Here is a 14,844-nt window from a genome sequence, read left to right as displayed (position 1 = left end):
CTAGGTTGTTACCTTAGAAACTAAGCATAGGTAATGCATGTGCCCATTGTAAAAGCATAATTACAAATGTTTAACAACTAATCGTAGTGGTAAGAGGTGAAATGTCCGATTCTGTGACTAAGATTCCTATTTAACTCTCTGCAAATACAATACATCACAGAGTTTCTAACTTAAGAAACTTATTATTTTGGTCAGTTGTTAGTCTAAACTGGCCTCTAACGCCCAATTGACTAAGAAATGGTCTAAATCTCGCGGCGGGTAACTGCAAACGCAAACCGTTGTGTGTGACAACTTGAACAACACTTGCCGCACCAGAATAATGAGATAAAAACGTTTGATATGAAATGTTGAGATTGAAGTAGTAATAGTTCATGAAGTGAAAACTAAGTGACATAAACAAATAAGGTGGCCTTAATGACCACCCTATTGTGTTGTTTACTATTCGTCTAGTGCTTTAGTCACTTTTTCGAATAGATCTTTAGCAAGATTATCCATTGCTTTGAGCTTTTCAAGTTCTGCACGAATCATTGCTTGGCGAGCTTCATCGTATTTACGGAACTTAAGCAAAGGATCAATCATTCGAGAAGCTACTTGTGGGTTCGAATCATTTAGTTGGCGAAGAATTTCACCGGCAAACTGGTAACCTACACCGGATTTATCATGGAAACGTACAGGGTTCGCACTTAAGAACGAGCCAATTAAGCTGCGCGTACGGTTCGGATTTTTCAAACTAAATGCTTCGTGGTTCATGGTTGCTTTTACTTTTTCAAGAGCATCCTCTGCAGGATTGCTACCTTGCAGTGCAAACCACTTATCCATAACCAAACCATCGTGCTTCCATTTATCGCTATAATCAGCCATAAGTGCTTCACGACACTCGAGCTGAGCGTTATTTGCAGCACTCATCGCAGCAATCGTATCTGTCATGTTATTTGCAGATGCGTATTGTGCGTTGACTAAATCATTACCTTTTGCCGTATGTGCTAGGTATTGTAGGCAACGGTTACGTAAAGCACGCTTGCCAATAGCAGCATGGTCGATCGTATACTCTGTTTGCTTAAGCGTGTGATAAGTCGCACTTAGCTCATCTTCTAATTCCTTAGAAAGTGACACTGTAATGCTGTTTAGCACTTTGTCTACGGCATCGATATCAATTTGTTGGTACCAACCAGTAATCTCATTGATTGAAGGCATAGAGAAAACTTGAGCAATGAAAGCTGGCTCAAGCGTTTCATCCAACAGCACACCGCGGAAAGCATCTATCACACCTTCAGAAAGCGATACTTCTTGTCCCGCTTGAACGTTTTTCACATTCTGACGAATGTATTTAGCCAATAGCATTTGGCTAGCGTCCCATCGAGCAAAATCGTTCGTTGCATGCTTCATCAAGAAGACTAACTCGTCATCGCTGTAATCGTATTCTAATTTGACTGGTGCCGAGAATTCACGCAACAAAGATGGCACTGGCTGTTCTTCGACATTTTCAAATACGAACGTTTGCTTATCTTGTTTAATATCCAGCACGTTATGAACAAATTCACCGTTACTCATCAGTGGGATAACTTGACCTTTCGAATCATACAACTCGATATCGAACGGGATATGCAGCGCTTGTTTTTCTGCTTGGTCTTGCGTCGGCTCCGTAAATTGCTCTACCGTTAGTGCGTAAGTTTTTGCATCAGCGTTGTATTCGCTATTTACGCGCAGCGTTGGTGTACCTGATTGGCTGTACCACAGACGGAACTGTTTTAAATCAACACCGGTGGCATCTTCCATTGCAGAAACAAAGTCTTCACACGTCGCGGCGGTACCATCGTGACGTTCAAAATAAAGTTTCATTCCTTTTTGGAAGCCCTCTTCGCCAAGGAGTGTATGGTACATACGAATAACTTCGCTGCCCTTTTCATAGACCGTTAGCGTGTAGAAGTTATTCATCTCAATGACTTTGTCAGGACGAATCGGGTGAGACATTGGGCTTGCATCTTCCGCAAATTGAGGACCACGAATAATACGTACGTTATCAATACGGTTATCAGCACGAGAACCTAAGTCAGAAGAGAATTCTTGGTCACGGAATACGGTTAAGCCTTCTTTTAGACTTAGTTGGAACCAGTCACGACAAGTGACACGGTTGCCAGTCCAGTTGTGGAAGTACTCATGACCGATCACAGCTTCGATACCTAAATAGTCACGATCTGTCGCAGTTTGATCGTTCGCCAGCACATATTTTGAGTTAAAAATGTTCAAGCCTTTGTTTTCCATTGCACCCATGTTGAAGAAATCAACAGCAACGATCATGTAAATATCCAGATCGTATTCTAGGCCAAAGCGTTCCTCATCCCACTTCATCGAGTTGATCAGCGATGTCATCGCATGGCCTGCACGATCTAAGTTACCTTTATCAACAAAGATTTCTAAATCAACACTGCGACCTGACATCGTTGTATATTTGTCACGCAATACATCAAAGTCGCCTGCAACAAGGGCGAACAAGTAAGCTGGTTTTGGATGCGGATCCTGCCATTGAACCCAGTGACGACCGTTCTCTGCATCGCCTTCTGCAATTCGGTTACCATTGCTCAGCAAATATGGATAAACCGCTTTATCTGCGATCACTTTTGTTGTGTATTTTGCTAGAACATCCGGACGGTCTAGATAGTACGTGATACGGCGGAAGCCCTCAGCCTCACACTGAGTACAAAATGCGCCGCCTGATTTGTACAAACCTTCGAGTGCTGTATTCGCTTCAGGATCAATTTTGGTGACGATTTCAAGTTCAAACTCGGATGGAAGATCGGTCAGTACCAGCGACGACTCCTTCACCTCGTGATGAGCCCAATCCTCACCATTTACTTTTACAGCGTGTAGCTCAAGTCCTTCGCCATCGAGTTCTAGCGTTGTTGTATCGCCTTTTTGAGCAACTTTCGATACCGCCGTAACGATTGTGTCATTGTTATATAGATCAAAAGTAAGATCGATATCAGTAATCGCATGAGATGGCTCTTTATAATCTTTACGATATTTGGCCTGGGGAGCTTGAGACATGAGCATAAATCCTTGTATGTCGAACAACAAAAATACCAGACTGCATGATCAAAAATGCAGTTCTGGTATCACTATATAAGCTATTTGTAGGGGTTGTGGTATCAGAATACAAGTCTTTCCATCAAAAAACGGAGCTTTTAGTGCTCTAGCTCCGTTTTTTGATTAACATTTAAACAACATTAATGACTTACCGTACGCACGCGTAATTTGGCGCATGTTAAAGGCATCATGGCGTAACTCTATTGAGTACGGCGTACATATCACCATTGGAATCTTCGATCGTTAGCTCATTCTTGTTGAGCTTATACGTGGTTCCATGCTCGCCATTTTCATACAACAGAACCAAAAACTCATCTTCTGTGTAAAACACACCTTGTTTGATGGACTCATCCCCTTCTTCGTTCGAAACCCTAAACATGAACACGAAATCAGGTTGAAGTATCAAATCCATCTGATTAATGTTGTTTGCCACAAGACCGTCGCCAGATACGTGAGAGCTAGACCAAATACCTGCAAGTGAATTGGATAATCCCTTAGTGAATGTTACACCATTAAGATCAAGCGTATTATGGTTGTTGCGATAGGCATAAATTTGAGGCTCGTCGGTGTTTAAACCAAGAACGATGGTGTCTTCATTTGCGTTATACAGCCCTTCCCAATGGTCAACGGAATAGTCTTTCTTTTGAATATCAATAGAAAAGCTGTAGTCCGAACCTAATGAGAGTTTGATCGCGCGAAAGTTTTCAGCCGACTCTTCGGGGTTTGGGTTCATTAAATACCAGTCTCCGATGAGAAACGGCGTGTCAAAGTGACTTAATTCATCTTCTCTGGTGTTTTCTCCACCAAGCACACTAAAGCAGCAAAAGCTAAGTAAAATAAAGAACCACTTCATATCGGCATCCTTATCGTTTTCTTTTAGCTTAGCCAGTAGTCCTCACTTTCGCGAAATTTTAGATGTAGATCACGTAAATTATTGGGGGAAAATAAGCGAATATCTTGCTCGATATCGAGACAGCGGAAGACAAAAAGGCATAAAAAAAGAGTGAATCTGAAAGACTCACTCTTTTTATTCTAAATTGCCAGTTATTATGACTGATTTTCCTGCTTAAGTAGATCGACCATAATCGCGACAGACTCATCTAAATAAACATCAGGAGCCTCGTAGTCTTTTGGTATGTCATCCAATGTTTTGAATGCTTTTTTACCCAAAGCAACTTGACGTTCATTTATGCGTTGTAATCGAAGGGCTTCCGCTTTATCCGATTCAGCTTTACGAACTTTTTCGTTCAAAGACAAAGTATTATCGTCTTTTTCTTTACGATATTTCTCGATGTCTTCATTGATAAAGCGGAACTCCATTTCATCAGAAATACGCTTGTTATGAAGAGCAGTAAGTTTTTCAACTAAGGCGTCGTTACTTGGAAACGTTTGATATTGTGCTTTATCAATCTGATCCCAAGGTAAAGCATTGTCTTCAACACTTTCACCTGTTTCAGAAGCCTCAATTGGCGTTGGGTACGAAATATCTGGTGCAACACCACGATTTTGCGTACTTCCACCGTCAATACGATAAAACTTCTGAATCGTGTACTGAACATAACCTAGCTCTTTATCGAAAAGATCGTAAATATGATTCAGTGAACGATGTTGCTGAACTGTACCTTTACCGAAAGAGTTTTCACCTAAGATGATTGCACGATTATAATCTTGCATTGCCGCTGCAAAAATTTCAGATGCTGAAGCACTGTAGCGGTTAATCAACACCGTCAATGGGCCATCATAACTCACTTTTCCATCGGTATCGGCATTCACCTTGATGCGGCCATAGCTGTCACGAACTTGAACTACAGGACCTTCTTTAATGAATAAACCTGTCAATGCCGTCGCTTCTGTTAGCGCACCACCGCCATTGTTGCGTAGATCAACGATTACGCCGTCAACGTTTTTGGTTTTCAACTCAGCTAGTAATTTATCGGTGTCTTTCGATAAGCCGACGTAGAAACTTGGTACTTCTAAAATACCAATCTTCTTACCGTCTTTTTCGATGATTTCTGACTTAACCGCACGATCTTCTAAGCGAACTTTGTCACGAACAATTGTGACAATGTAACTCTTCGCATCGTTACCTTCTGGCAAGATCTGTAGATTAACCTTTGTGCCTTTAGGGCCTTTGATTAACTGAACAACATCATCCAGACGCCAACCGATCACGTCGACAATTTCTTCACCGTCTTGTCCAACACCAGTGATTCGGTCCCCTTCACCAAGTTGCTTACTCTTCGACGCCGGACCGCCAACAACAAGTGAACGAATTACTGTGTAATCGTCTGTCATTTGCAAAACGGCACCGATGCCTTCTAGAGAAAGGTTCATTTCCGATTGGAATTGCTCGGCATTACGTGGAGAAAGGTAGCTTGTATGAGGGTCAACCTGTCGCGCGAAGGCATTCATATACAACTGAAATGCGTCTTCATTGTTGGTCTGTGTGATGCGCTTCATCGCGTTGTTATAACGCTTCTCTAAAACTTCTTTAATCTCTGGCCACTCTTTGCCAGTCAGTTTCAGATTTAACGCGTCATATTTCACACGCTTGCGCCACAACTCGTTAAGCTCTGCTTCGTCTTTTGGCCATGCGGCCTCAGAGCGGTCTAACTCTATCTCGTCATCGGTATCAAACTTGATCTCTTCATCGAGTAGAGTTAACGCATAAGCAAAGCGATCGAAACGCTTCTGCATTGAGAGGTTGTAAACATCAAAAGCAATTTGGTTGTTGCCCGATTTAAGCTGATCATCAAGCTCGACTGACCAATTTTTAAATGAGTCGATGTCTGCTTGAGTGAAAATATTTCTATTGTAATCAAGCAACTCTACATAGCGTTCAAAGATCGCTTTAGAGAAATCATCATTGAGGCTGAAGTGCTTATAATGAGAGCGGGTAAATCGCGAGGTGACTCGTTTGCTAGCTGTTTCATGCTGAACTTCAGGAGAAAGAACTGGCAAGTCATCTTTATGTAGTTTGGCTTCGAGAGCCTGAGCTGATGCTGCTAGCCATAAGCTAGCAGCAATCAGGGTCACTTTTGAACGGCAATTCATGCGTAGGAGTATCTCCTTTATGCGCGCAAGTGCTCCGCTTTCACAACCATTTGTAGGCCGTTAGCAAGTTGAACACGTACATCATCCTTATTGATTTCAACAATGGTCGCTGCCATGTTTCCTTTGCCCATGTTCACGTTAACTGCGTTACCTACTGTGATTTCATCAGCATCTAGAGCGCGCGTTTCTACAGGCTTAGTTGGTTTTTGTACTTTTGGTTTATTAGTACGACGAGGCTGTTGAGGCTTTTTAGCCGCAGGTTTCGCTTTCGCCTTACCCTCTTCACGAGCTTTTTGTGCTTGTTCTTTACGACGAGCCTGAACTTTCGCCTTGCTTTCTGCAAGTGTCGCTTTCGCGTGTTCAACGTGCTCTTCTTCTAGCTCACCACAAGGGTTGCCATCTAGGTCTACACGTACTGCACCTGGTTTTACACCGTGTAGGTAACGCCATGATGAAGTGTACTGTCTTAACGCTGCACGAAGCTGTGTTTTGCTTACTTTTTCGTCTTCATTTAGACGTTCCGCAAGATCTTGAAAAATACCAATTTTCAGAGGTTTTGCTTCACCTTCTAAAGTAAAGCACTTAGGGAAACATTCAGCAATATATGCAATAACTTCTTTGCTGTTTTTTAACTTTTCAGTCATGAGGGGTCCTGATTTGAGCGGATTTCCGCGAGCATTAAGAAAAAATATTCTCGTATTATAGTGACATGCCAAGGAAAAACCACACTCGAAGGCTAATTTATGCGTCGTTCGCGTGTGAATTAAGCAGCTTTTCTACTTCAACCATGAAATGAGTGAGACCTTCTTCGTCTGTTTCATTAAATCGGCCAATACTTGGACTATCTATATCAAGTACACCAACCACCTTTCCATTAATAGAAAATGGAATCACAATTTCTGAATTGCTCGCTGCATCGCACGCAATATGCCCCTCAAATTCGTGAACGTCGTATACTCTTTGTATAGTATTAGTTTGTGCAGCAGTACCGCAGACGCCTCGACCCATTGGGATACGAACACAAGCTGGTTTTCCTTGGAACGGACCAAGAACAAGCTCTTCACCTTTTGTTAGGTAAAAGCCTGCCCAGTTAAGATCGTCAAGTTCCATGAAAAGCAATGAGCTCAAGTTTGCTAGGTTCGCAATAAAGTCTGGTTCAGACTCAATTAGAGCAACAGCTTGTTTGGTTAGTCTTTGGTATTGTTCTAAGTTCATATTAACTTCCTACTTACTATAAAAGCTTCCATTCTCAATGTATGGCGCTAAAATGCAGCCCTACTTTATAATAGGACTTATTCTCAATTACAATGCTTCTGAAAAATGACACTATTAGCCGTTCTTGGTTGATAACACAAGTAAAAAAGCACAAGTCCAAGCTGATCATAGCGAACTTGATAGCGGTGCTTGCAACCTTGATTAGTGTTCCAATTCCTCTCCTCATGCCTTTGATGGTTGATGAGGTCTTATTGGACCAACCTGCAAAAGGCTTAGATGCCATGAATGCCATTCTCCCTGAAGCGTGGCACACTCCGACAGGCTATATTTTCTTCACCCTGTTCTTGGTTGTTCTTATGCGAGCTGCGAGCCAAGGATTAAATATCCTTCAAAGCCGACAATTTACGCTTGTTTCAAAAACCATCACGTTTGAGATGCGCAGTAAAATGATCGACAAACTCGGCCGTATCAGCATCCGACAATACGAAACCAAAGGTAGCGGAGGAATCAACGCACACCTTATCACTGACATTGAGACCATTGATAAATTTATTGGTTCTACGTTAGCAAAATTCGTTATCAGTTTTCTGACTGTTATTGGTACTGCTATCGTTCTACTTTGGCTCGATTGGCGACTTGGTCTGTTTATCCTGTTAGTTAACCCTATTGTCATTTACTTCTCACGTAAACTAGGCAGTATGGTTAAACATCTGAAACGGAAGGAAAATCATTCTTTTGAAATTTTCCAAAACCGTTTAGTTGAAACATTAGATGGAATCTACCAACTACGCGCGGCCAATAAAGAGCGAGAATTTCTCCAGCAACTCAAAGACAGTGCGAACCAAGTTCGCGTTGATGCAGACAAGTATGCTTGGCAATCTGAAGCGGCTGGTCGCGTTTCTTTTCTTCTCTTTTTGATCGGCTTTGAATTATTCAGAGCTGTCGCAATGTTAATGGTCATGTTCAGTGACCTTACTATTGGCCAAATATTTGCCGTTTTTGGTTACCTATGGTTCATGCTTTCTCCTGTTCAAGAGTTGCTTGGGATTCAGTTTTCTTGGTACAGCGCTAAAGCCGCATTAAAACGCATCAACGACTTATTAGAGTTAGAAGAAGAGCAGAGACCGGTTCCTAAGGTAAATCCTTTCAAAGAAGGTAGAGAAGTTGATGTTAAAGTAGAAAACATTAATTTCTCTTACAATAATGAAAACAAAGTCCTAGATAATCTTTCTTTACATATGCCGGCAGGAAAGAAAGTGGCGTTGGTTGGTGCAAGCGGCGGTGGTAAGTCAACCTTGATACAATTACTTATTGGGGTTTACCGTCAAAACTCCGGTAGCATTCGCTTTAATGATGAATTAACAGAAGATATTGGTTTTGAAGTAATTCGCGACAAAATTGCCGTGGTATTACAGCAACCTATACTATTTAACGATACCTTGAGGCATAATCTAACGCTTGGTGGGAATTTTGACGAAATGTCACTTTGGCGTGCGCTTGAAGTGGCTCAGCTGCATGATGTAATTTCTCAACTTAACCACGGCTTGGATACTCAAGTTGGTCGTAATGGCATTCGTTTGTCAGGAGGTCAACGACAACGGCTTGCCATTGCTAGAATGGTGCTGAGTAATCCTCAATTTGTTATTTTAGACGAAGCCACGTCTGCGCTAGATACCGCTACTGAAGCGGCTTTACACAAAGCACTGACCGAGTTCTTACGTGGTAGAACAACATTAATCGTTGCGCACCGACTATCCGCTGTTAAACAAGCCGATTTGATCTACGTGCTTGAAGATGGGAAAGTGACGCAAACAGGTACTCATGGTGAGTTAGTTGAGCAAGAAGGCTTATATCAAACCTTATATGGGGGCATACAGTCCCACGCTTAAATCGTTCAAGCTAGAGAGGTCGTTATGACCTCTCTGTCTAAGCACGCCATGCAACCCAATAACGTACGTCTGTGCCAAGGTTGTGAATTGCCTGTCGACATCGTCGACTTACCCCATGGCAAAAATGCACACTGCCCTCGTTGTGGTACACAATTATATCGCGGAGGTAGCCCTAGTCTCTCTGGTAATCTAGCCGTCGCGATAACCTGCATCCTACTATTTATTCCATCGCACTTTTTTAACTTTATTAGCATCCGACTCTTTGGTGTGATGATTCCGGCAACCCTGCCTTCAGGGATGATCACATTGATGGAAGAAGGATTTGTTCTTCTTTCATTGCTCATTCTATTTTGTAGCTCTCTTGCGCCACTGACGGTTTGTGTTTCAGTGGTAACGGCGCATATTTCTTTACATCAACGATGGTTCCGTGGGCTTCGTATCTCACTGTGGCTAATTCAACATTTGAAGCATTGGGTTATGTTAGATGTGTTCTTAGTTAGCATCGCTATTTCCTGTTTTAAACTCCAAGATTATTCCGACATTTTCGTCGGTCCAGGGTTAATTGGTCTGGTTCTTTTGCAGATATTTACCGTTTTGTTAGTTTCAAGAATCAGCGTGCGTCGTTATTGGGAAGCTTGGAAACCAGAAAGTTTATATGCTTTTGAGCATAAAGATGTGCATTGCCATGAATGCCACTTGTCCCAACCAGAAGGTGACCATTGCCAGCGTTGTCATCACGAGTTATATCATCGCAAGCCAAACTCCATTCAGAAAACATGGGCTTACCTCATCGCAGCAACGGTCGCCATCTTCCCTGCTAACCTGATCCCTATTTCCATCTTGCTTACCAATGGTAAGCGTTTGGAGGACACTATTTTTTCAGGCGTGGCTGGTTTGGTAAAAAGCGGCATGTATGGAATCGCTGCAATCATTTTTGTTGCCAGTATCGTTGTCCCGGTGATTAAAATACTTGGGCTCGCCTACATCATGCTTTGCATCCAATTCAAACGTTCGGTGTTTAAGAGACAACGAATGATGGTTTACTTTGTTGTTAAATGGATCGGTAAATGGTCTGTGATGGATTTGTTTGTTATTTCTATCATGATGACGTTAGTCGATCGTGGTCAGATACTGGATTTCACACCAGGATATGGCGCGGTAGCATTTGGTGTTGTCGTTGTATTGACCATGCTTGCAGCAGAAAGTATTGATCCAAGGCTAATCTGGGACCAAACAAGCCCAAAACAATCAGAAAAAGAGTCAATGAATGAGTGATCAGAACAGTTCTCAAACGTCATACGTACCAGATGTAAAGCGGAGTAAAGGCATATCTCCTCTTTGGCTGTTGCCAATTTTGACCATGGTCTTAGCTGGCTGGCTTGTGGTGAAGTCGATACACGATGCAGGACAACGAGTGCAAATCTATTTTTCTGATGCCGCTGGTCTGGTCGCCGGCCGAACCACTATCCGTTACCAAGGATTAGAAGTCGGCATGGTAAGAGACATTAACCTCACCGAAGATCTCGGCAGTATTTATGTCGATGCTGATATCTATCCTGAAGCTGCAAAGTTACTGAACGATAAAACACGCTTTTGGTTAGTAAAACCAACAGCTAGCCTAACGGGAGTTTCCGGACTGGATGCGCTCGTCTCAGGTAACTACATCTCGATTCAACCCGGAGATGGTCAAGAGTTTGAGACAACATTCCATGCGTTAGACTCTGCCCCAACAGATTTACGCGTTTCTCAAGGTTTGAATATTAAGCTCAAAAGCCGTGATTTAGGTGGTGTATCGGTTGGCTCTCAAATTGTTTATAGGAAAATCCCAATCGGTGAAGTGTACAGTTACCAGCTAGATGAAGATGCAAAATCTATCACTATTCAAGCCAACATTCAGGATCAATACCGACATATCATTAACAACCGCAGTCGATTCTGGAACGTCAGTGGAATTGGTGCCAGCATCGGTTTTGAAGGTGTCGATGTAAGACTAGAAAGCATGAGTGCCTTACTAGGTGGCGCCATCGCCGTCGACTCTCCGGATGATGGTGAGCCTGTAGAAGAGAACACCGAGTTCCGTTTGTATAAAGATTTGAAAACTGCTGGTCGAGGCATCGCGGTTAAAATCGTCCTACCTGATGACAGCAAGATAAGCGGAGAAGGCGCTCCAATTATGTATCGCGGAATCGAAATTGGCCAAGTTACGGACTTGAGCCTTTCCGAAGGTCGAGAAGTGATATTGGCGTCAGCGGCAATTCAACCCGCTTTTAGTGACATGCTGACGACAGGCACTCGATTTGTTTTAGAAGAAGCAAAAGTGTCCCTTTCTGGTGTTGAAAACATTGCTAATTTAGTGCGAGGAAACTTCTTAACGATCGTGCCGGGCGCGGGTGAACGCTCTCGCCGCTTTACTGCCATTCGTAAAAACGTGTTTAACCAACAGCAAGAAAAGTCCATCGCGATTCGGTTGGTGTCCGACAATTCGTTTGGCCTAGATAGCGGTGCCAATGTACTTTATAAAGGCATCGTTGTTGGTTCAATCATCAAAGTGGGCCTAGTTAAGGAAGATAAAAAATCACAACACGAAGTATTTATGGATGTATTGATTGACCATGAATACAAACATCTGATCAAATCAAACAATCGTTTTTATGTAACCGGCAGTGCATCAGCAGAGTTAACTGAATCCGGACTCAGCGTTACCGTTCCTCCAGCAAAGCAGTTGTTAACCGGGTCAATTAGTTTTGTGAGCGAAGGCAAGCAGGATATTCAAAAAGAGTATCAACTGTTCCAAAATGAATCATTGGCTGAATTGGCGCAGTACAATCAAAGTGGCTCTAGGCCGCTAACACTATTTGCTTCTGAATTGCCGCCGATTTCCAAAGGCAGTCCTCTACTCTATCGTAATCTTCCAGTTGGTAACGTCTCCGATTTCCAACTAGTTGATGGCGGAGTACTAATTAAGGCTACTATCGAAAACCGCTTCGCTTATCTTGTAACGCCACAAACCGTTTTTTGGAATCGTTCAGGGATTGAGATAGATGCATCATTAGCTGGCGTCAGTGTGAAAGCACACCCTTTGAAGTCGTTAATCGAAGGTGGCATCGCTTTTGACTCCGTGCCAGGCGTTGAAAACAAAATCGGAGAAAACTGGAAGCTGTATTCTGATCAAAAAACCGCTCGCAAGTTTGGGCGCGTCATTGCTTTAGAAACCGACGGTTCGCAAGAGATTGCTAAAGGAATGCCGATTGAATTTCAAGGTGTTAAAGTTGGTGAAATCACTCTGGTTGTACCGAATTTTCGTCGTAACATGGTTGAAGTCACTGCAAGAATCCTACCTGAATACGTAGAAAACATTGCGGTTGAAGGCTCACATTTTTGGCTAACTGAACCAGAAATTGGTTTAGGTGGCGTTAAAAACCTCGGGGCGTTGGTTTCGAAATCCATCAGTGTTGAACCAGGTAAAGGTAAAGCTAAATTTGATTTTCAATTAGAAAATAGTTCAGAACGCGTGCATGGAATCATGTTTACGTTACAAAGTGAACAAAGAGGCTCAGTACAAGTCGGTACCCCTATCCTTTACCGCCAGATGGAAGTTGGCCAAGTGACCGACGTAAGCCTAGGAGAATTTGCTGATCGCATCGTCACGACTATCAAAATACAGCCTGAATATGCTTACCTCGTTCGTCAAAACAGTGTGTTCTGGAATGTTTCAGGAGTAGATGTTTCCATCGGGCTTACCGGCGCTAACATCAAAGCGGGAACCTTTGATAGTTTAGTTCGCGGAGGAATTGCGTTTTCAACGCCAGAGCAATCGACTATTCCACCAGCGGCAAAGAATGGGCAATCTTTCTTTTTGTATCCACAAGCTGAAGAAGGTTGGACTCAATGGCGTACAGCGATTCCTAAGCCGTAGAATAAAGCTCAATTCACGTACAATTGAAGTTTGATCACTTTAAAAGAGCAGCAATCGCTGCTCTTTTTTATTGCTCGGCCCTTGTCACTATTCGTTTCTGCTTCGCTTTCGTATATTATTTGCCACAAATTCTGCAAACGAGATCCCACATTGCATCCTAATGTTTACATCCCAGACGCGTTTCTGGAAAAAATCCAAACCATCCTTCCTGCTCACCTCAACATGGAAGACTTTATCGCTTCGTGCCAAAAGCCACTGCGCAAAAGTATTCGAGTTAATACGTTGAAGATCAGTGTTGAAGCGTTTCTAGAACGAGCAGAAACAAAAGGCTGGAAGCTTTCTCCTGTGCCTTGGTGTGACACAGGTTTTTGGATTGAAGCGGATGAGTCAGTTGTACCATTAGGCAACACAGCAGAACACATGTCTGGCTTATTCTACATTCAAGAAGCCAGTTCGATGATGCCGGTATCTGCTCTGTTTATGAATGATGAATCTTACGATGCCGTGTTAGATACCGCAGCCGCTCCAGGCTCAAAAACCACTCAAATTGCAGCTTTAATGAACAACGAAGGTGTACTTGTGGCCAATGAATACGCCGCAAGTCGTGTAAAAGTACTGCACGCTAATGTGGAACGTTGTGGGGTACGTAACGCCGCACTAAGTAACTTCGATGGACGCGTTTTTGGCGGTTGGCTACCAGAACAATTTGATGCGGTTTTGCTCGACGCGCCTTGCTCTGGAGAAGGCACCGTTCGCAAAGACGAAGATGCGATGAAAAACTGGACGCAAGCTTCCGTACTCGACATCGCTGACACACAGAAAGATCTTATTGAAAGCGCCTTCCATGCATTAAAGCCCGGTGGTGTGATGGTTTACTCAACATGTACGCTCAGTACAGAAGAAAACCAACAAGTTTGTCAACACTTGAAAGAAACCTTTGGGGATGCTGTAGAGTTTGAAAGCCTTGAGAACTTGTTTGAAAACACAGAGGCAGCTCTAACTGAAGAAGGCTTTTTGCATATTTTCCCGCAGGTCTACGACTGTGAAGGGTTCTTTGTTGCAAGAATTCGCAAACAGGCTGCTGTTGAGGCGCCAAAAGTCAAAAAGCGCATGGGGAAATTCCCCTTTGCTAAAACTTCAAAAAAAGAATCGACAGAAATTGCTCAACAACTCCAAAGCGCGTTAGGTATTAAACTTCCAAATGACAGTTCTGTATGGCTTCGCGATAAAGATGTCTGGTTATTCCCTAATGCTTTAGAAGCGATGATCGGCGAATTACGCTTCTCCCGTATGGGTATAAAGATCGCGGAAGCCCATAAAAATGGCTACCGTTGGCAACACCAAGTCGCGACTGCCCTGGCGACAGGTTCTGAAAGCAACGCCATTGAACTCAGTATTGAAGAAGCGCGCGAATGGTACATGGGGCGTGATGTTCGCCCACAAACCATTCCTGAGGGAATGAAAACAGGTAAAGGCGAAGTGCTTGTCACCTATCAAGGCGCAGTTATTGGCCTTGGCAAGTGGGTAAGCAACCGAATAAAGAATGGTCTCCCTCGCGAATTAGTACGAGATAAGAACTTATTTTAAAAGACGTAACGAACCATAAATAAATGAAAAGCCATCGTATTTGCGATGGCTTTTTAATTCGTAAGTATGAAAGCAGTGGGCTCGCTAGCGATCCGGACA

10 protein-coding genes are annotated in these 14,844 nt (G+C 43.0%); 4 read left to right on the top strand and 6 right to left on the bottom strand.

Annotation, left to right across the window (positions count from 1 at the left end):
• Nucleotides 1–154: 154 nt before the first annotated feature.
• From R7O13_RS20985 to R7O13_RS20960, 6 genes are all read right to left on the bottom strand, one after another.
• A complete protein-coding gene (locus R7O13_RS20985) occupies nucleotides 155–373 on the bottom strand; it encodes a DUF2835 domain-containing protein (RefSeq protein WP_005377440.1) in 219 nt (72 codons plus the stop codon).
• Nucleotides 374–438: 65 nt separating this feature from the next.
• A complete protein-coding gene (gene pepN / locus R7O13_RS20980) occupies nucleotides 439–3,045 on the bottom strand; it encodes an aminopeptidase N (protein ID WP_318304642.1) in 2,607 nt (868 codons plus the stop codon).
• 226 nt (nucleotides 3,046–3,271) lie between these two features.
• A complete protein-coding gene (locus R7O13_RS20975) occupies nucleotides 3,272–3,937 on the bottom strand; it encodes a hypothetical protein (RefSeq protein WP_182016347.1) in 666 nt (221 codons plus the stop codon).
• Between the two features lie 194 nt (nucleotides 3,938–4,131).
• Nucleotides 4,132–6,138, bottom strand: coding sequence for a carboxy terminal-processing peptidase (gene prc, locus R7O13_RS20970; protein ID WP_017634279.1), 2,007 nt, complete (start codon nucleotides 6,136–6,138; stop codon nucleotides 4,132–4,134).
• A 17-nt stretch (nucleotides 6,139–6,155) separates the two neighbouring features.
• On the bottom strand, nucleotides 6,156–6,782 hold the full coding sequence (proQ, locus tag R7O13_RS20965) for an RNA chaperone ProQ (protein WP_318304641.1): 627 nt from the start codon (nucleotides 6,780–6,782) through the stop codon (nucleotides 6,156–6,158).
• 97 nt (nucleotides 6,783–6,879) lie between these two features.
• Nucleotides 6,880–7,353, bottom strand: coding sequence for a GAF domain-containing protein (locus R7O13_RS20960; protein WP_005377433.1), 474 nt, complete (start codon nucleotides 7,351–7,353; stop codon nucleotides 6,880–6,882).
• Nucleotides 7,354–7,445: 92 nt separating this feature from the next.
• Between R7O13_RS20960 and R7O13_RS20955 the strand changes: the two genes are divergently transcribed.
• The 4 genes from R7O13_RS20955 (at nucleotide 7,446) to rsmF (ending at nucleotide 14,745) form a co-directional block, all read left to right on the top strand.
• Nucleotides 7,446–9,242, top strand: a complete 1,797-nt coding sequence (locus R7O13_RS20955; protein WP_005377431.1) for an ABC transporter ATP-binding protein — start codon at nucleotides 7,446–7,448, stop codon at nucleotides 9,240–9,242.
• Nucleotides 9,243–9,266: 24 nt separating this feature from the next.
• Entirely contained in the window at nucleotides 9,267–10,517 is a 1,251-nt protein-coding gene (locus R7O13_RS20950; protein ID WP_005377429.1) for a paraquat-inducible protein A, read from the top strand.
• Nucleotides 10,510–13,158: an MlaD family protein gene (locus R7O13_RS20945; protein ID WP_318304639.1), complete on the top strand. Its 2,649-nt coding sequence runs from the start codon at nucleotides 10,510–10,512 to the stop codon at nucleotides 13,156–13,158. Before R7O13_RS20950 ends, R7O13_RS20945 begins: the two co-directional genes overlap by 8 nt.
• 150 nt (nucleotides 13,159–13,308) lie before the next feature.
• Nucleotides 13,309–14,745 (top strand): 16S rRNA (cytosine(1407)-C(5))-methyltransferase RsmF, encoded by a 1,437-nt coding sequence (gene rsmF / locus R7O13_RS20940; RefSeq protein ID WP_318304637.1) that lies wholly within the window; start codon nucleotides 13,309–13,311, stop codon nucleotides 14,743–14,745.
• The last annotated feature ends 99 nt before the right edge of the window (nucleotides 14,746–14,844 follow it).

Source organism: Vibrio sp. Y176 (assembly GCF_033438945.1).
Note: the sequence above shows the minus strand (reverse complement) of the source record. Positions and strands in the feature narration are given on the sequence as shown.